At 70.7% G+C, this 17,732-nt stretch carries 11 protein-coding genes and 1 pseudogene; 6 read left to right on the forward strand and 6 right to left on the reverse strand.

What is annotated here, in order from left to right; genetic code table 11:
- The 4 genes and pseudogenes from ltnD to SSP24_RS28225 form a co-directional block, all read right to left on the reverse strand.
- The gene (ltnD, locus tag SSP24_RS28210) at positions 1-918 is read right to left on the reverse strand and encodes an L-threonate dehydrogenase (RefSeq protein WP_141312526.1); all 918 of its coding nucleotides are present in this window, start codon (positions 916-918) and stop codon (positions 1-3) included.
- A gap of 164 nt (positions 919-1,082) precedes the next feature.
- Positions 1,083-1,907 (reverse strand): annotated as a pseudogene (locus tag SSP24_RS28215) (GAF domain-containing protein); the annotation flags it as partial.
- Between the two features lie 5 nt (positions 1,908-1,912).
- The gene (locus SSP24_RS45150) at positions 1,913-2,263 is read right to left on the reverse strand and encodes an ATP-binding protein (protein WP_141312527.1); all 351 of its coding nucleotides are present in this window, start codon (positions 2,261-2,263) and stop codon (positions 1,913-1,915) included.
- 733 nt (positions 2,264-2,996) lie between these two features.
- Positions 2,997-3,464 (reverse strand): winged helix-turn-helix transcriptional regulator, encoded by a 468-nt coding sequence (locus SSP24_RS28225; RefSeq protein ID WP_141312528.1) that lies wholly within the window; start codon positions 3,462-3,464, stop codon positions 2,997-2,999.
- A gap of 90 nt (positions 3,465-3,554) precedes the next feature.
- Between SSP24_RS28225 and SSP24_RS28230 the strand changes: the two genes are divergently transcribed.
- Entirely contained in the window at positions 3,555-4,049 is a 495-nt protein-coding gene (locus tag SSP24_RS28230) for a PaaI family thioesterase (RefSeq protein WP_141312529.1), read from the forward strand.
- Between the two features lie 110 nt (positions 4,050-4,159).
- Here the strand turns inward: SSP24_RS28230 and SSP24_RS28235 are convergent, their stop codons facing one another.
- Positions 4,160-4,756 carry a gamma carbonic anhydrase family protein gene (locus SSP24_RS28235; protein WP_141312530.1) on the reverse strand — a complete coding sequence of 199 codons (597 nt, stop codon included), beginning with the start codon at positions 4,754-4,756 and terminating at the stop codon, positions 4,160-4,162.
- A gap of 665 nt (positions 4,757-5,421) precedes the next feature.
- Between SSP24_RS28235 and SSP24_RS28245 the strand changes: the two genes are divergently transcribed.
- Positions 5,422-5,979: a snapalysin family zinc-dependent metalloprotease gene (locus SSP24_RS28245; protein WP_373306795.1), complete on the forward strand. Its 558-nt coding sequence runs from the start codon at positions 5,422-5,424 to the stop codon at positions 5,977-5,979.
- A gap of 932 nt (positions 5,980-6,911) precedes the next feature.
- On the opposite strand, the gene SSP24_RS28250 is transcribed toward SSP24_RS28245, so the two are convergent.
- Positions 6,912-9,338 (reverse strand): SpoIIE family protein phosphatase, encoded by a 2,427-nt coding sequence (locus SSP24_RS28250; protein ID WP_141312532.1) that lies wholly within the window; start codon positions 9,336-9,338, stop codon positions 6,912-6,914.
- Positions 9,339-9,982: 644 nt separating this feature from the next.
- Between SSP24_RS28250 and SSP24_RS28255 the strand changes: the two genes are divergently transcribed.
- The 4 genes from SSP24_RS28255 to SSP24_RS28270 all read left to right on the forward strand — a co-directional run bounded on the left by SSP24_RS28255 (position 9,983) and on the right by SSP24_RS28270 (position 17,732).
- The gene (locus SSP24_RS28255; protein WP_308439652.1) at positions 9,983-11,878 is read left to right on the forward strand and encodes an AfsR/SARP family transcriptional regulator; all 1,896 of its coding nucleotides are present in this window, start codon (positions 9,983-9,985) and stop codon (positions 11,876-11,878) included.
- Between the two features lie 82 nt (positions 11,879-11,960).
- Positions 11,961-14,177, forward strand: coding sequence for a TOMM precursor leader peptide-binding protein (locus SSP24_RS28260; protein WP_141312533.1), 2,217 nt, complete (start codon positions 11,961-11,963; stop codon positions 14,175-14,177).
- Complete coding sequence (locus SSP24_RS28265; protein WP_141312534.1) at positions 14,167-16,089, forward strand: TOMM precursor leader peptide-binding protein; 1,923 nt, start codon at positions 14,167-14,169, stop codon at positions 16,087-16,089. Before SSP24_RS28260 ends, SSP24_RS28265 begins: the two co-directional genes overlap by 11 nt.
- A 56-nt stretch (positions 16,090-16,145) precedes the next feature.
- Complete coding sequence (locus tag SSP24_RS28270; protein ID WP_141312535.1) at positions 16,146-17,732, forward strand: nitroreductase family protein; 1,587 nt, start codon at positions 16,146-16,148, stop codon at positions 17,730-17,732.

The raw sequence follows: 17,732 nt of genomic DNA on the forward strand, positions 1-17,732 counted from the left end.
TCAGCCCTCCACCGGCTCGGGCAGGTCGACGCCCGGGAAGATCTTGATGACCGCGCTGTCGTCCTGCGCCCCCAGGCCCGAGGCCGACGCCTGGAGGAACATCTGGTGCGCGGTGGCGGCGAGGGGCAGCGGGAAGCGCTCCGGCCGAGCGGCGTCGAGCACCAGGCCCAGGTCCTTGACGAAGATGTCCACCGCGGACAGCGGGGTGTAGTCACCGGCGAGCACATGCGCCATGCGGTTCTCGAACATCCAGGAGTTGCCGGCGCTGTGCGTGATGACCTCGTAGAGCGCCTCCGCCGGAACGCCGGCCTTGATGCCCAGAGCCATCGCCTCGGCCGCGGCGGCGATGTGCACGCCCGCGAGCAGCTGGTTCACGATCTTGACCTTGGAGCCGAGTCCTGCCTGCTCGCCGAGACGGTAGACGGTACTGCTCATCGCCTCGAGCACCGGGTCGGCGACCGCGTACGCCGCGGCGGAGCCCGATGTCATCATGGTCAGCTCGCCGGTCGCGGCCCGCGCGGCGCCGCCGGAGATGGGCGCGTCCAGGTACAGCACGCCGTGCTCGGCCAGGCGCCCTTCGAGCTCGGCGGACCAGCCGGGATCGACGGTGGAGCACATCACGAAGACGGCTCCGGGACGCAGCCGCTCCGCCACACCGTCGGCGCCGTACAGCACCGCCTCGACCTGGTCCGCGTTGACCACCACCCCGACCAGCACATCCACTGTGGCCGCCAGCTCGCCGGGCGAGGCGAACGCCGTCCCACCGTCACGGGCGAAGTCCGCGGCCACCTCCGGACGCAGATCGTGAACCCCCACGTCGTAGCCCGCTCCGCGCAGGCTGCCCGCCATGCCGAGCCCCATGGCCCCGAGCCCCACTACACCCACGCGCGGCTGCGTCGGCCTGTCCTGGTCGTTCATGCCCATCCTCGTCCTGCTGCGCCGGGCAGGGCTGCGGCCCCATGACCTGAGGCCAACGGATATGGGCCTGTGAGGTACGTCACATGAGAGGCTGTCGGACGGTGGGCGCACCGCAGGCGGGCAACTCGTGGCGCCGACGGTGATTTGGGACGCGCAGCGGCATCCATGGCGGCGGCGGCGTGAAGGTCGTGGCCGACCACGTCGCCGATGACGACCGCCACCGCGCCGTCGGGCAGCAGGATGGCGTCGTACCAGTCGCCGCCCAAATGGTGGGGTTCGGCGGCGGGCTGGTAGATGGCGGCGGCGCCGAAGGGCCGCATGTCGGGCAGCGTCGGCAGCAAACGCCGCTGGAACTGTTCGGATCCGGCACGAACCTGTTCGAGGAGGCGGACGTTTTCGATCGCGATGCCGGCGGCACTGGCGAGGGCGACGACGATGTTCTCGTCGTGGAGGTCGAAGGGTCGTCCGTCGCGTCGCTCGGAGAGGTAGAGGTCGCCGTAGATCTCGCCGCGGACGCTGACGGCGACGCCGAGCAGCGTGCGCAGGCGTGGGTGGCCGGGCGGGAACCCGGCGGAGGCCGGGTGGGAGGGGATGTCGTCGGCCCGCAGAGGTTCGGGGTGGCGGATCAGGTGTCCGAGCACGCCCAGGCCGCGAGGAAACCCCACCTCGGCCAGGGCCGCGCGTTCCTGCTCGGAGAGACCGGCGGCGACGAACTGCTTCAAATACTCGCCGGACTCGTCGAGAACTCCCAGTGCCCCGTAGCGGGCGCCGACCAGGTCCATGGCGGTGGTCACGATGCGGTGCAGCACACCGGGCAACTCCACCTCCCGGGTGATGGCCACCACCGCGTCCAACAGGCTCTGAATCCGGTCCTTGGCGGTGGCCAGGGCGCGCAGCTGCTCGTCGATCCGGCCCAGCTCGACGTCCAGACGCGCCAGCAGGTCAGGACGGCTCGGCTGCCTTGCCCCCTTGCCCTTGTCGCCCGCCATCACGATCACCTGGTGGTCCAGTACTCGTTCTCGGTGGCCTTCGGCCGGTGGGAGTCGGTACGGGTCCGGATCGGCGCGCCTTTGAAGGTGAGCCGGTCGGCGATCGCCGCGCACGGACGGGGGTCGGTGAAGGTCTGGGACAGCGGCTTGGCGCCCATTCCGGAGAGGCGTTCGTCCGCGTCCGCCTCGGCGAGCTCATTCATCAGGGCCGAGGTCGTGGTGTGGCGGACGGTCAGGCCGGCTTCGGCGACCCCTGCACCGATGCCGATCAGCACGTCCTCAGGACCACCTGACAGCGGGATCCTCGCCGGCAATACCCGCTCCTCGGTGGGCTCGGCGGTCTTGGTGGAGGTCATGCGCTCGTGCCCTTCGTCGTCACCGGCTGCAGCAGCCGGTCGTACTTGCTCATGTCCGGCAGCGCCGTGCGCACGTCCGGCGGCAGCTCCCACGCCCGCAGCGAGATCACCTTGGCGCCGGCCGCCCCATCTCCATAGGCGGTGTCACCTTTCTGTTCGTCGTGTTTCTGCTCGTCGTGCCCGCCGTCGACATCCGCCTCGTCACCGGCGGTGCGAGAGCAGCACGTCGATCAGCATCCGAGTACCCTCCCGCTCCCCCGCCCTGTCCTTGGCCGCCAAGCAGAACGCCTCGTACGTCTTGGTGAACACTCCTGCGCACGGGCCTGCGCGAGCGCCGCGGCGGGGCGGGGCGGGGCGGGTCGGGGCTGGGCGGGGCAGCCTGGGGTGGCGGGCGATCACACAGCGCCTGTCGAAGATCCACACCTTGTTCGCCTTCACCATCGGCGTCCGGACGTGGACCCGCGCCGGAGGCCGGGGTGACGGCGCGAAGAACGAACTCCTCGGTGCTGTGCCCTTCGCGGGCGTCGAACAGGTACACCGCGCCCGGGCTGGTCGCGATGTGGTCCGCGGGGCCGGACGTGGTGGCGGCGCGTGTCCAGAGATTTCTGCCGGTCCGTGCGTCCAGGGCGCGGGCCGCCCGCCCAGTCCGAGTCCACCCCGCAACTGCTGACGGCTCCGTGAGCATTGTGCTCAGGTATGTATGAGCTGCCTGCCACCGTGCCGGGCCGTGGGGTCAGCGCGCACTGCGGGCTGAGGCTCCGGGGCGGGTGAACGCCTGCCGGGGAGTGAGCGCGCCGTGGCCTCCTCGGCAAACGATCACGGCCTCGACAGATTCGCCGCAGTCGCGGTGGCCGACTTCCAGGGGCGGGCCCTCGGGGTCCGCGGTGTAGCGGTCTCCCCACTGTTTGAGGGCGATCATCGCGGGCCACAGGTCCCAGCCCTTGGGGGTGAGCCGATACTCGTGCCGGGTACGACTGCCGGGCTCGCGATACGGAACGGTCTCCAAGATCCCGGCGTTGACCAGCTTGCGCAGCCGATCCGCCAGCACCGCCTCGGACAGCCCCATGTGGCGGCGGAAGTCGTCGAAGCGCCGCACGCCATTCATGGCGTCGCGCAGCACCAGCAGCGACCACTTCTCGCCGACGAGTTCAAGGGTGCGCTGCACCGTGCAGTTTTCGGTACTGGTCTCCAGCCAGGTCATGTGCTCATCCTAGGCTGGCTTCGACATTGACAGCCAGATGTGCCACTGACTAGCTTCAGGTATCGAAGTCAGCCCGGGAGGGAACGCCCTATGGCAAGGTCACGCACGTTCGAGTGGGGGGACCCCCAGGTGTCCGCGGCTGCGGTCGGCCGGGCGAGCGGCCTGGAGTTCCTCCGGGACGTGCTGGCCGGGCGCCTGCCCGCCCCGCCCATCGCCGCGACCCTCAACTTCACTCTGGACGAGGTCGAGTCAGGCCGCGCCGTGTTCACGATGGAACCGGGAGAGGAGCACTACAACCCCATCGGCAGTGTCCACGGCGGCGTCTACGCCACCCTGCTCGACTCCGCAGCCGGCTGCGCCGTGCAGTCCGTCCTGCCGGCCGGCATGGGCTACACCTCGCTCGACCTGAATCTGAAATTCCTGCGCCCGATCACCGTCGACACCGGCAAGGTCCGCGCCGTCGGCACCGTTCTCAACCAAGGGCGCCGCACCGCGCTGGCGCAAGCCGAACTGTTCGATACCACAGATCGCCTGCTCGCTCACGCCACGAGCAGTTGCATGCTCTTCCCCGTCCCCGCCCGCTAGGCGGGACCCAGCGGGCCACTGACGGAGAGGTACGGCAACTGGCGGGGCGTCTCGATGGACGGTCCTGGCCGACAAGGCTGGGGTCCGCCCGGTGATCCCAAGGAAACTGCCTAGTCCTCGAGGCGCCGGTCATTCACGTGAGCCGCGTAGTAGTCCGCCTGGCGGGCCATGATGCTGCGCATCGGGGTGTCGCCCGGGACGCCGTAGACGGTGCCCTCGAAGTCGAGGGCACGTTGGATCTCCCAGATTTCGGCGTGCCGGTCGGGGGAGAACAACTCGGCCGGATCGCCGACCGCGACCCAGCCGATGGGTACGAGGGTGCCGGGGTGCAGCCGTGAGTTGACGTGCAGCACGCTGTTGATTCGCAGTTCGGAGCCCGCCCCGGCCACGGCACCGGGGAACATCGACACACCGGTCGCCACGAAGACCTCGTCTTCGACGGTCGCCCCGTTGATGTGCGCGTGGGGGCCGATCAGCACTGCGTCACCCAGCACTGCCGGGTGCCGGCCGCGACCGCGGATCAGGGCGTTCTCCATGACGACCACGTTTGTCCCCGTGCGCACGTCACCGTCCTCGGCGGTGAGCACGGCACCGTGCAGAACGCGTGTGTTTTCCCCCAGGACGACCGCACCACAGAGAACTGCAGAGGGGGCGACGTAGGCGGACTCCGGAACCTCGGGGCTCTTGCCGCGATGCTCGAACAACATGGCTCGAGCCTAGGCTCCGGAATGCGACTGCAACGCCGCCGACACGATGCATGGCCGTTCGGGGTGCGCTGGTCCTGGTGCGGAGAGCCCATGTACCGGCGAGCAGCGGCGATCTCCGGCGTTGCTGAACCTGCCCGGATGCGCGGAGTGGGCCCAACGTCCAGAGAACGTCGGCCGGTTGCACCCCACCTCCAGGGCGGCACGGACGCGGCACGGAACAGTGGAGCGGAGCACGGCGCGGTGCGCGGCGACCTGTCTGATCCGCTCCCGCGTCCGCGGGTCGACCTTGCCGAGTCCGCTGAGGGCGTGCGGCACCGTCGTACGCGAAACCCCGGGGCATGACATCCGCGATCGCCGGCGGCCTGGGACCTGTGGCGGACGGAGCCTTCTGCGCGGACACCGTCTTCAGCGACCCGCCCCTGGCGGCGCGGCCCGGCACTCCACCACCTTCTGCGTCCCATCGCTCGGTGGCCAACTCCTCGCTGAAGGAGCCGGTCCGATCGGCGCCATCTCCCCCAGCTCGACAGCCCCACAGTGCACGTGTCCGCGGAGGCGGCGACTCAGCGCCGGGCGTGTCGATTGAGGGATTGGCGTTTGCCGAGCACGGGCAGGGAGCCCCAGAACGTGGCATGAGCACGCCCACCTTCCCCCACAGGAGGACGACCTTGCACGCACGTACGTTCGCCCCCATCCTCGCTGCCACCTTCGCAGCGGGCCTCGTCACCGCGGGTCAGGCACACGCCGCGCCAACGGACGCCGATGCGCCGGCCCTCGCGGAACGCGTCGTCATGTACGACGCCAGTGCGTCGGCGGAGTTCAGGACCGCTGTGGACCGAGGCGCCGCTGTCTGGAACGAGAGTGTGGACAGCGTCGAGCTGCGCCCGGCCGCAGCCGGGCAGCGCGCCAACATCCGAATACTGGCCGACAATGGCTGGCCCCGGGCCTTGACCACCTCGCTCGGTAACGGAACCGTCTACATCGGTCGGCAGGCTGTCAGCCAGGGCTACGACACGGTCCGGATCTCGGCGCACGAGCTTGGCCACATCCTGGGCCTGCCGGACCGCAAGCCCGGTCCCTGCACCAGCCTCATGTCAGGTTCCAGTGCGGGCGTCTCCTGCACGAACCCGTACCCCGACGCCGCCGAGAGGGCAGAGGTCGAGGACAACTTCGGTCTCGGGCCCGCACATTCGGCAGCCGTCCCGGGCAAGGTAGTGGTCGACTGACACCGCCGAGGCGCGGGGCCGAGCCGTCCGTCCTCGCGCACTTGGCCGAACTCGCTGGTGGAGGGCCACCAAGGTCGCCACTCCCTGCGCCCCATCTCTTCGTCTCCCCGGCATTCTTCGCCCTCCAGCCGACCTGCCCGGCGAGGGCGGACGCCTCCATCTGACGGAGTATTACTTCGTTCGCGACCGGTGGGCTGAGCTCACCGCGTTTCCGTCACCGCCGGCCACATCTGGCGGCGCCGGGTCCGCATCAGCAGAAGACCGCCCGCGATCAGCGGTGCGGACGCGTCGGGGCCCGCGATCGTGGCAGCACACGCGGCGCTCCTGGTGTCACCGACGTTTGCCGCCCGAGCCGCCGTTGGTCGTGGAGACTCACACGTTCACACCAACGAGTCCTCCGCCGCGGGCATCAGCGCGACAGCTGCGATAGTCGCGCGTCTCGCGCCGGTGTCCTCGGCACCGCGAGGCCGTCCGACCGGGCACCACCACAGCCTGCTCACGAGACAGATCCCATGAACTCGCCCAGCCCCCTCCTGGTCGTCCCCGTAATCCTGTGGACCGCAGCCGCGGCTGCCGCAGTGATCACTTCCATTGCGCTCTGTGTCCGCGCCCTCCGGCGCGAGACAGCTTCCGTCGCCTGGAATCCCTTCGGCCCGGGCTTCCCGGCCACAGCAACAGGGGCAATCGTTGGCTACGCAGTCGCCGCCGTCGCGTCAGGCCATTTCTCTCCCGGCTCCGCCGCCTTCAGCATTCTGTGACCCGCCATGGCCGCAGTGCCCCTCGCCCACGCGGCGGGAAGGGACACCCGTTCAATGGCCCCAGTGGGCCGACGTGGCCTTCGCCGCTGTGGGTGCGGTTCTCTACGGTTCACTGCTCATCTGACCTCTTGACGCGACGCGCCGACTGCGGGCCCGGGCCCCGGCACGACGCGGTCAGCCCGGGGGCAGGGCCTGCTCCGTCCAGATGGACTTGCCGTCCCGGCTGTAGCGCGTCCCCCACCGCAGGACGAGCTGGGCCACGATGAACAGTCCGCGCCCTCCCTCGTCGTCGTCCGCGCTGTGGCGCAGGTGGGGGGCAGTGTGCCCCGTGTCCGCCACCTCGCAGACGAGGGTGCTGTCGCGGATGAGCCGCAGGCGGAGCGGGCCCTTGGCGTGCCTCACGGCATTGGTGACCAGCTCGCTGACGATCAGCTCGGTGGTGAACGCGAGTTCGTCCAGTCCCCAGTCACTCAGTTGGCCGGTGACCAGCTCCCGAGCCTGGCCGGCGGCGACCGGCTCGGCTGGCAGGCTCCAGGCGGCGACCCTGCGGCTGTCGAGCCCGCGGGTACGGACCAGCAGGAGAGCTGTGTCATCGGTGGTCGTACTGCCGGGAAGGAGCTCGGCAATGACACGGTCGCAGAGATCCTCCAGGGAGTTCGAGTCCTCGCCGAGGACTCTCGCAAGCGTGTCGAGCCCCTTGTCGATGTCCCGGTCGCGCGACTCGACCAGCCCGTCAGTGAAGAGGGCCAGCAGACTGCCCGCCGACAGTTCGACCTCGAGGGACTCGAAGGGCAGTCCGCCGAGACCCAGGGGTGGGCCGGCCGGCAGGTCCGGGAAGCTGACGCGTCCGCCCGGTTCCATGATCGCGGGCGGCAAGTGGCCCGCGCGGGCCATCGTGCAGCGCCGCGAGACGGGGTCGTAGACCGCGTAGAGGCAGGTGGCCCCGGTGGCCACGTCATCGCTGCCGGCGGCCGCTCCGTAGGGGTCCGCAGCGACCTCCGCCGACTGTCCCACCAGATCGTCGAGCCGCTTGAGGAGCTCGTCGGGCGGGATGTCCATCGGCGCGAGCGCCCGCACTGTCGTACGCAGCCGACCCATGGTGGCCGCCGCGTGGAGACCATGGCCCACCACGTCTCCCACCACGAGCCCGACACGCGTTCCGGACAGCGGGATGACATCGAACCAGTCGCCGCCGACGCCGCTGAGAGCGTCCGTGGGCAGGTAGCGATGAGCCACTTCGACCGCCGAGTTCGGCGGCAGATACTGCGGCAGGAGCTGCCGCTGGAGAGCCAGGGCGGCGGCGCGTTCGCGCGTGTAGCGGCGGGCGTTGTCGATGGAGACCGCGGCCCGGGCGGCCAACTCGTCCGCCACCGCGACGGCAGCGCGGTCGAAGATTGCCGATCCCCTGTGGCGTACGAAGGTGACAAGGCCCAGGGCCGTGCCACTGGCGCGCAACGGCACGACCAGGGTGTCGTCCTCGAGCACGAGCCCGCCCGAGGCGAGGCTGCGGTGCTGGGGCGAGCCGCTCGCGTACTCCACAGGATGCGGGTGATGTCTCAGCGCCCCGGAGGAGTGCGCCGGGCCCTCGGGCGCGGCCGCATGGGAGGCCGAGCAGGAGGAGGCGCGGATCAGCTCGCCCCCCGTCGGACCCGCAGCGTCCGGCACCTCGCCGTCCAGGACCACCGCAGCGAGGTCGACCTCGACGGCGGCGGCGAACTCGGGCACCACCACCGCGGCCAACTCGTCGGCCGTGGCGATCACGTCCAGCGTGGTGCCGACGCGGCGGCCGGCCTCGACCAGCAGATTCAGTTGCCGCTGGGCCTCGTAACGGTCGGAGATGTCGAACGCGTCCTCGCACACCCCGAGCGTTCGGCCGTCCGCATCCTGCAACCGGTAATAGGAACAGGACCAAAGATGGACCCTCCCGGGGTCGCTGGGCTGCTCTCCGAGAAAGTGCAGATCGAGGATCGGCTCCCCGGTCTCCAGCACATGGCGCATGACCGCATCCAGCGATTCCGGATAACCCGGTGTGACGACTCTGCCTCTGGGATACAGCTCATCGGCCGGGCCGCCCCGGACTTCGGCGAGCGGCCGCCCGAGTTCCTCTTCGGAAGCGGCGTTGCACCACACCAGACGGCGCTCGGTGTCATAGATGGCGAAACCCAGAGGCGACTGGGTGGCCAGACCGTCCAACATGGCCAGCCGGGAGTCCCATTCCGCGAGCCCTTCACTGTCGGCCACCACGACGACGCGCTGTGCCTGCCCGGCCAGGTGACAGACCGCGGTGACGAGTTGCAGTCGGTGACCGTCACGGTGCACGGCGGTGTGCAGGTCACGGTCCGGGAATGACGGGGCCGGCGCCTCGGCGGGGCTCGCCACGAGCGGCTCGGCCGTTCGGGAGTCGGCTGCCGCCGAGGGTCTCAGGAATGTGCCGACGGGCTGCCCGACGATCTCAGTCGGGCCGTAACCGAGGAGCTGCTGCGCCGCGGGACTCCAGCCGATCACGATGTCCTGGCCGTCGACCACGAACGTGGCAGCCCTCCGAACGTCCAGCGGGCCTCGGAAGTCGATGTCCCCGCTCGCCTTCCTCGCATGGCTCATGGTGCCCTCACCGGCCCGATTCATCAGATCCAGAGTCCGCCTGATGCTGACACTGCGCAACCGATCGGATCGGTCGCGCGTTCGGCCTCGCACAGCGGTCGACCGGAAGCGACACGGCCCCATACCCCGCCATACCGAGTCCCGGTACGAGCACACAATTCGCGTACCCGATCCCGGCCCGACGGCAGGAATTAACGGCTCCACCGGGACTCGTTCATTCAGAAAGGTGAAGCCGTGACGGCACAAAATTCACTCGACTTCATTGGCCGGCGCGAGTGCAAATCAAGGAAAGCAGAGCTGGATTCATCTTCCAGCCGATCCGCGACGTCCACTGACGGCCGACCGCCCACCACGCCCCAACCCCACTCCTGCCTGCGGTAGTTCGCGCCAGCGGAGACAGGTTGGACATGAAGGATGAAGCAGGGTACTCGAGGAATACAGACATGAATCCGGCACGTTTTCAATTTTTTCGATCAGGGGATCGACTTGACTCCGGCTCGTCACTAAGGTGTCCGACGGCACACACTTAAAAGGCACCCCATAAGGGGCCGGACGGCCGTTGCCGCAAGAGCGGATTCCTTTCCGTGCTTTCCTGTCGAGTCGTCGCGCGTCAAACAACCCCCTGCGCCAGACAAAACGGAGCGATGAACAGAATGCGGTTCCAGTTGTTAGGACTGCTCAGCATTGCCGATGGTGAACATGCCGCCGTCCTGCAGCCGTCCAAACCGACGAGCCTGCTGGCCGCCCTCCTCATCCACTCCGGCGCGGCCGTGTCGACCGACTATCTGGTGCGGGCCGTCTGGGACACGGAACCGCCCGCCACGGCCAGGGCTGCCCTGCAGAGCTGCGTCCTGCGGCTGCGGCGGATCTTTGCGAAGTACGGGATAGCGAACGACACGATCGAGGCGGTCCCTGGCGGGTACCGCATGCGGATGGACCACGAGACCCTCGACCTCGTCCGCTTCCGAGAGCTGGTCCGCACGGCGGATTCAGCCGGTGACGCCGAGGCCGAGTCCTACGTGCTCAGGGAGGCTCTCGCCCTGTGGCACGGGCCGGTGCTGGCGAACGTCTCGTCGGAGATGCTCCATCGCGACGAGGCGCCCCGGCTGACCGAGGAGCGCCTGAGGGTGCTGGAACGCCTCTGTGACATCGAACTGGCGCGCGGGCGATGTCGCGAGGTGCTGGCAGAGGTGTGGGACGTGGCAAGGCGCCATCCGGAGAGGGAACGGTTCTCTGAGCAGTTGATCGAGGCTCTCTACCGAACCGGCCGCCAGACGGAGGCGCTTGCTCAGATCAGGTCTGTCAAGGAGCGACTCAAGGACGAGTTCGGAATCGACCCGGGCGCGCCCTTGCAGCGCCTGGAGCTGGCGATCCTCCGTGGCGAGGTTCTCGACAGCCCGCCGGGCCATACCCGCCTCGCGATCGAGGCAGGAGCATCCGCCAGGGCGGCACTCCCATCAAGCGCGGCAGATGAGCCCCGCCCCGCGTCGCCGGATGCCCTGGACTCCGCGCCTGCCTCCGCGCCGCTTCCGCCCTCCGCTCCCCCTGCGCAAGCCGCCCGGGTCTCACTGCCTACGCAGACAGCGCCGGTCACGATCGCCACGGTGGCGCCGGTCCCCTGCTTCACCGGCCGGGCGACACAACTCACCTCAATTCAACGCGGGTTGATGGCCGACGATCCGCACACCGGTCCGGTGGTGATCTCCGGGGCCCCGGGGATCGGCAAGACCGCTCTCGCCCTGCAGGCGGCCCACCTGGCTCAGGAGGCCTTTCCCGGCGGCCGCTTCACCATCGTCATGACCGGCACGGACGGCAGCCCGCTCGACGCCGCCGACGCTCGCGCCCAACTTCCCCCCTCCAACGGAGCCGGACGCCGTCTTCTCATCCTCGACGACGCGGTGAGCGCGGAGCAGGTACGGCCCCTCCTCCCCACCGCCGCCGAGGGGGTCGCCGTGGTGACCAGCAGACGCGGTCTCGCCGGCCTGGTCGCCACCCATGGCGGTGTGGTGCACCGCCTCGACACGCTCGCCGAGGATGAGTCGTACCAACTCCTGATCAGCACACTGGGAGCCGAGCGGGTCGCCGAAGAACCGGAAGCCGCCCGTGAACTGGCCCGGATCTGCGGGCACTTCCCCCTGGGCCTGCGGATCGCCGCGGCACGTCTGCTGACGCGTCCGGGCCTCGGCATCGGCGACTGCGCGGCGTGGCTGGCCGCTGATCTGCCGGCCAGGCTCTCTCTGGCGGACGAGCCGCTCATGTCCGTACCGCGCGTCTTCGAGGCGGCTCTGCAGCGGCTGAGCCCCGAGCTGAGGCAGGCGTTCCTGCTGTTGGCCATGGAGCACGAGGACGCTCGGACCACCGATCCGGCGATGCCGCCGGTCGTGCCGGACGAGGTGCTCGAACAGCTGGCGGACGCCGGGTTCATCGAGGAAGGCCCGCCCAAGCCGTACCGCATCCACGAACTGCTCAAAGTCTACGCGCGTCAGCACGCGACCGCCCCGCCAAGGACCCGCCTCGTCACGGCGCCGACCCCTGGCTGACCCCAGCAACGACCCCGCCCGGCCAGCGCTCCCACCGGCCAACGCTCTACCACCCGGCCCCCCAACCAGAGGTGACATCAGCATGCCTTCCGCACGGTACGAAGCCGTCGCAGCAACCCGCCCCCGCATTCGACGCGACGTCCTGTTCACGGAGACCCCCGACGGCGTCCTCTTCCACAACGCCGACGGCGGCTTCCGGCTGACGGCCAAGTCGGCCTACCGCTTCGCCACCCTGCTCGTGCCGCATCTCAACGGCGAGCACACCGTCGCCGAGATCTGTGCGGGCTTCGGTGACCGGCAGCGCGTGATGGTCGGCGAGCTCGTCGGCACCTTGTACGAGCGGGGCTTCGCCCGGGACGTCCCTTCCAGACCCTCGCCGGACGCGTTCGACGGGCCCGAGCCGACCGACGACGTGGCGCGCCGCTACGCGGCCCAGATCGCCTACACCGACCATTACGCCGACGACCCCGCGCGGCGCTTCCAGCGGTTCCGCGACACCCGGGTGGCCGTCGTCGGCAATGATCTCGTGGCCCGCTGGTGCGTCCTGAGCCTGCTCCGCAACGGCAGCGCCACCATCGGCGTACTGCCGGGGCTCGACCGGGACGGGATCGCCGACGAGGCGGAGGCCGCCGGTGCCGACGGCTGCCCGGTCGACGTCCACGACCTCGCCGTGTCCGAGGGCCCGCACGCACCGCTCACCTGGGCGGACTTCGAGGGATACGACGTCGTCATCGTCACGGGCGGGCCCGAGGCGCCCCGGACCGTGTTCCCGCTGCTGCGTGCCGGGGTGCCCGCGGGCCGCACCCTCATACCGGCCTGGTCGTTCGGCCGGCACGCGGTCGTCGGTCCGTCGATGTCGGCCCAGGCGACGGGGTGTTGGGCGTGTGCCGTGCTGCGCCTGGGGGCGGGCGGCGGCGCTGCGCAGGCCGCCGACGTGTGGAGCTCCCTCGCGCTCGACCAGCCGGCTGCCGCGCCGGTTCCCGGAGCCCGCCCCGGCCGGCCGCTGGCCGCGATGCTCGGCAACCTGCTCGGCTACGAGGTGTTCAAGACGGCGACGGGCGCGCTGCCCGCCGAGACGGCAGGACAACTGATCATCCAGGACATGGAGTCGCTCGACGTCGCCTCGGAGCCGCTGCTGCCCCATCCCCGGTGTCCCTGGTGCGCGGACGACGCGGAGGCGGATCTTCCCGAGGTGGATCTCGCGAGCGCGGACACGAACGGCGACGCGCTCGCGCTGCCCACCGTCGACACGGCCCGCGACGCGGACGCCCTGGTGGAAGCGCTCAACCACCGCTCGGTGCTGCTGCGCCGGCACGCCGGTGTCTTCTCTCGCTACGACGACGAGGGCATCACGCAGACACCGCTCAAGCTCAGCGTCGTGGAGCTTGCCCTCGGCCACGGACGCCTCAGCCGTATCGCCGCCGCCGACGTCCACCACGTGGCGGGGGCGCGGATGCGCGCCCTGCACCGCGCCGCAGAGGCCTACGCCGAGCACGTCGTCCCGCACTCCCACGCCGGGGCGCCGGAGCCCACCGTCCGCCTGGCCCCGGCCGAGTTGGGCACCTGGAGCGGCATCGGCGGTGCGCCGACCGACGTACGCGGGTGGGTCGCCGCGACCTCTCTGCTCACCAAGGAGCGGTTCCTGGTGCCGGGTGAGGCCGTACGTCCGTTCGGTGCCGACAATCGCGACCGGCTCTTCGAGGCGACCGGCGCCGGCATGAGTGCGGGTGCGAGTGTCACGGACGCTGCCGCGCAGGGCATGCTGTCGGCCCTCGCGTACGACGCGCTCCAGCGGGCGATACGGGGTTCCGGCGTGCCGAGGATCGCCGTTCCTGACGACGCCGATCCCGAGCTCACCTTCCTGGTGCGTTCCGCCGCCAATCTCGGCGTCGAGGCCGAACTGCTCGACCTCGGTGAGCGGGAGCGTTCCGGGGTGGCGGTGGTACTGGCCCGGGCCGGGGCCCGCTGGGCGGTGGCGGCCGAGTTGTCGTACCCGGCCGCGGCGTCGGCGGCGCTGCGTGACCTGCTGGGGGAGGTCCAGCTGGAGCAGCAAGGCTTCGCGGAGGGGACCTCGTTCGGGGCTCCGGTGCTCGGCGACCTCGATCCGCGTGCGCTGGCCGTCTCCGGGACCGTGACCGCCACGCGGGCGGACACGCCGTCGTGGACGGACGTGCTGCGCCGGCTCGGCGAACAGCGCCGTGACGCCCTGGTCGTACCGACGGGCTCCGCGGACCTGGAGCGTGCCGGTGTCCACGTGGTCCGCGTCCTGCTGACGTCGGAGGCCCGGCGTGTCGGTTAGTACGACGGCCAGGTCGGCCCCCGCACCGGGTCCGGTGCGCCTCGTCGCCGACCTGCTGCGGACGGCGCTGGACGGGCAGGGCCACGGTGACCTCGCCGTGTCGGTGCGTGCGCTGGGCTTCGGCGACGCGTTCGCCGAGGGCCGCAGCCCCCGCACGCAGGGCACCGTCCCCGTCCACCTGTACGCGCGGCAGGCCATCGTCGGCCCCTTCCCCGGCGACGGCGCGTCGCCCTGCCCGCAGTGCCTGACCAGGCGCTGGCAGGCGGTCCGTTCGGTGGCGCTGCGCGACGCCCTCGAACTGGGCGGCGCCACGCACGAGTCCGGGCCCTGGCCGTACGCCGTCCCGTTCGCCGCCGACGCGCTCGCCTCGCTCGTGGCCCAGGCACACGCGCACCCGGCGCGCGAGCCCTTCCCGGACGTCCATGTGCTGGACCTGGAGTCGCTGTCGGTCCGCCGGTATCCCCTCGTCCCCGACCCCCAGTGCCCGGCCTGCTCCCGGCCCGTCCCCGACACGCCCGAGGGCGCCGTCGTCACCCTGGCCCCCGCGCCGAAGCACGCGCCGGGGACCTTCCGGCTGCGGAGCATCGAGGCGTACGACATCGATGTGGCGGCCTTCGCGAACCCGGTGTGCGGTGCGCTCGGCCCGTCCGTCGTCCAGGATGTCTCGTCCACGTCCACGTCGGCGACCATCGGCTGCTTCTCGATGCGTTCCGGGGAGTATCTGCGGGAGACGTTCTGGGGCGGACACGCGAGCTCGTTCGACACCAGTGCGCGGATCGGAGTCCTCGAAGGGCTGGAGCGGTACGCGGGCATGCGGGCGCGCGGCAAGCGGACGACGGTGACCGGGACGCTCGACGAGTTCGGCGCCGACGCGGTCGACCCGAGGCAGGTGGGGCTCTACTCGGAGGCGTTCCACCGGGAGAATCCGCACGTCCTGCCGTTCACGCCGGACCGTGAGATCCCTTGGGTGTGGGGCTACTCCCTGCGGGACCGGGCTCCGCGGCTGGTGCCCGAGATCCTGACGTACTATCACGCGCCCGGCCTGGAGAACCGGTTCGTCCAGGAGAGCTCCAACGGCTGTGCGTCTGGCGGCTGTGTCGAGGAGGCGGTCTACTTCGGCCTGATGGAGGTCGTCGAGCGGGACGCCTTCCTCCTCGCCTGGTACGGGCGGCAGCCGCTGCCGGAGATCGACCCCGCCACCAGCGCCCGCCCCGCCACCCGGCACATGGTGGACCGGCTGGCGATGTACGGCTACCGGGCCCGATTCTTCGACACCCGCATCACCTTCCCGATCCCCGTGGTCACCGGCGTCGCGGAACGAGTGGACGGCGGCCTGGGCCGGATGTGCTTCGGCGCGGGCGCCGGGCTCGATCCGGAGTCCGCGCTGGACGCGGCGTTGTGCGAGATAGCCACCGACGCGGTCAATCTCCAGGGCAGATCCCTGCGCGACGAGGCCAGGCTGCGCGCCATGGCGGAGGACTTCTCGAGGGTGACCGCGCTGCACGACCACCCGCTCGTCTACGGCATCCCCGAGATGGGCGTCCACGCCGACTTCCTGCTGCGTGCCCCGGCCACGCGGCCGCCGCTCGCGGTCTCCGATCTCGCCTGGCCGGACGACTGCGGTGCGCCCGCCTCGGCCGACCTGCGGGACGACCTGGAGCGGTGTGTCGCCGCGGTGGCCGCCGCCGGGTTCGACGTGGTGGTCGTGGACCAGACCCTGCCCGAGCAGCGGCGGCTGGGCCTGCACACCTTCAGCGTCCTCGTCCCGGGGCTGCTGCCGATCGACTTCGGCTGGTCGCGCCAGCGTGCCCTGGGCATGCCGCGGCTGCGCACCGCACTGCGCGAGGCGGGGCTGCGCGAGCGGGACCTGGAACCGGCCGACCTCAATCCGGCCCCGCACCCGTTCCCGTGACCGCCCGACCCGCACCGCACTGCTCCAAGCCCCATGCCACAGCAGAGGAGACTTCCATGGGCTACGCCCATGAATACGCCACGGCCATCATGCACCGGGGCCGTGTTCCGATGGAGCCGGCCGACTTCGTGCCCGACTGGGCGGACCGGCCGCGCAAGGCGAAGTACTACCCGGGTGCCGAGTCGTTCCCGCTGCCCGACACGACGTACCCCTCGCACGCCACGGTGACGGCCGGCTGCCTGCCCGACGGCAATTCCGGCGAGGCACTGCCCTTCTCGCTGCCCCTGCTGTCCGGCATGCTGCTGGACTCCTACGGGCTGGTGGGCAGACGCCTCGGCGTGCAGGCCAACACCGACCTCGGGGCCCTCCCCCACTACCCGCAGGCCAACTGGTCCCGGGGCACGGCCTCGGGCGGCGGTCTGTATCCCGTGAGCGTCTACTGGGTCTCGGGCCCGTCCGGACCACTCGCGCCCGGCGCGCACTACTACTCCCCGCCGCACCACGCCATGCAGCGCCTTTTGGCGGGCGACGTGAGCGGCGAGGTCCGCGCGGCCCTCGGGGCGCACGGCGAGGCGACGGACCAGTACCTGGTGCTGGGCGTCAAGTACTGGCAGAACGCGTTCAAGTACAACAGTTTCTCCTTCCACGCCGTGAGCATGGACGTCGGAGCGCTGCTGCAGACCTGGCACATCTGGGCACGTGCCCGTGGACTGCGGCTGGCACCCGCCCTCTGGTTCGACGAGGCACGGCTGTCCCGGCTGCTCGGACTGGGCGAGGACGAGGAAGGGCTGTTCGCCGTCGTACCGCTGCTCTGGGACACACAACGGTCCACCTCCGACGCCCCGGAGTCAGTCGGTGCGGCCGTCACCCGGCAGGACCTGGAACGGTCCCGGACCGTGCTCGACTTCGACACGCTGCGGCGCATCCACCGCGCGACGGCCGAACACGCGACGGACCGCCCGGCGCCCGGCGCGCTCGACAGCAGCGCACCGGCCGCCCTTGCCGGGACCGCGGATCCGGTCGCGCTGCCGTCCGCCGCGTTGCCCGAGGTCAGTCTGCGTGCGGCGCTGCGCGCGCGGCGCAGCAGCTTCGGCCGCTTCGACGCGACCGTCCCGGTGACCGCGGCGCAGTTGGCCACCACGCTCGCCGCCTGCGCCGAGGCACGGCTGCACAGCGACGCCGAACCCGACGGCACGCCACGGCTCGCACGGCTGTACGCCTTCGTCAACCACGTCGACGGCGTCGAACCCGGTGCGTACGCCTACGAACCCGGCACCCACACCCTGCAGTTGGTGGTGCCGGGCGCGCCGGGCTCGTTCCTGCAGCGGAACTACTTCCTGTCCAACTACAACCTCGAACAGGCTGCCGCCGTGATCGTTCCGGCGATGCGTACCACGGCAGTCCTCGACGCCGTCGGCGATCGGGGTTACCGGCTGGTCAATGCCACCGTCGGGGCGATCGCGCAGACCTTCTACACCGCAGCGGCCGCGCTGGGGCTCGGCGCCGGTGTCGCCCTCGGCTTCGACAACATCTCCTACATCGAGGAGCTCGGCCTGGAGAACTCCGGGGAAGCGCCCCTGCTGATCATGCTGCTCGGCAACGAGCGGCCGCAGCCCGCCGACTTCCGCTCCGACATCGCCTGA

It is taken from the genome of Streptomyces spinoverrucosus (assembly GCF_006539505.1).
Classification (GTDB): domain Bacteria; phylum Actinomycetota; class Actinomycetes; order Streptomycetales; family Streptomycetaceae; genus Streptomyces; species Streptomyces spinoverrucosus.

Bases quoted from the DNA above. Each gene is read 5' to 3' on its own strand.
- SSP24_RS45150 (WP_141312527.1), bottom strand. From the start codon at position 2,263: ATGACCTCCACCAAGACCGCCGAGCCCACCGAGGAGCGGGTATTGCCG.
- SSP24_RS28250 (WP_141312532.1), bottom strand. From the start codon at position 9,338: ATGAGCCATGCGAGGAAGGCGAGCGGGGACATCGACTTCCGAGGCCCG.
- SSP24_RS28270 (WP_141312535.1), top strand. From the start codon at position 16,146: ATGGGCTACGCCCATGAATACGCCACGGCCATCATGCACCGGGGCCGT.
- ltnD (WP_141312526.1), bottom strand. From the start codon at position 918: ATGAACGACCAGGACAGGCCGACGCAGCCGCGCGTGGGTGTAGTGGGG.
- SSP24_RS28230 (WP_141312529.1), top strand. From the start codon at position 3,555: ATGGCAAGGTCACGCACGTTCGAGTGGGGGGACCCCCAGGTGTCCGCG.
- SSP24_RS28235 (WP_141312530.1), bottom strand. From the start codon at position 4,756: ATGTTGTTCGAGCATCGCGGCAAGAGCCCCGAGGTTCCGGAGTCCGCC.
- SSP24_RS28225 (WP_141312528.1), bottom strand. From the start codon at position 3,464: ATGACCTGGCTGGAGACCAGTACCGAAAACTGCACGGTGCAGCGCACC.
- SSP24_RS28255 (WP_308439652.1), top strand. From the start codon at position 9,983: ATGAACAGAATGCGGTTCCAGTTGTTAGGACTGCTCAGCATTGCCGAT.
- SSP24_RS28260 (WP_141312533.1), top strand. From the start codon at position 11,961: ATGCCTTCCGCACGGTACGAAGCCGTCGCAGCAACCCGCCCCCGCATT.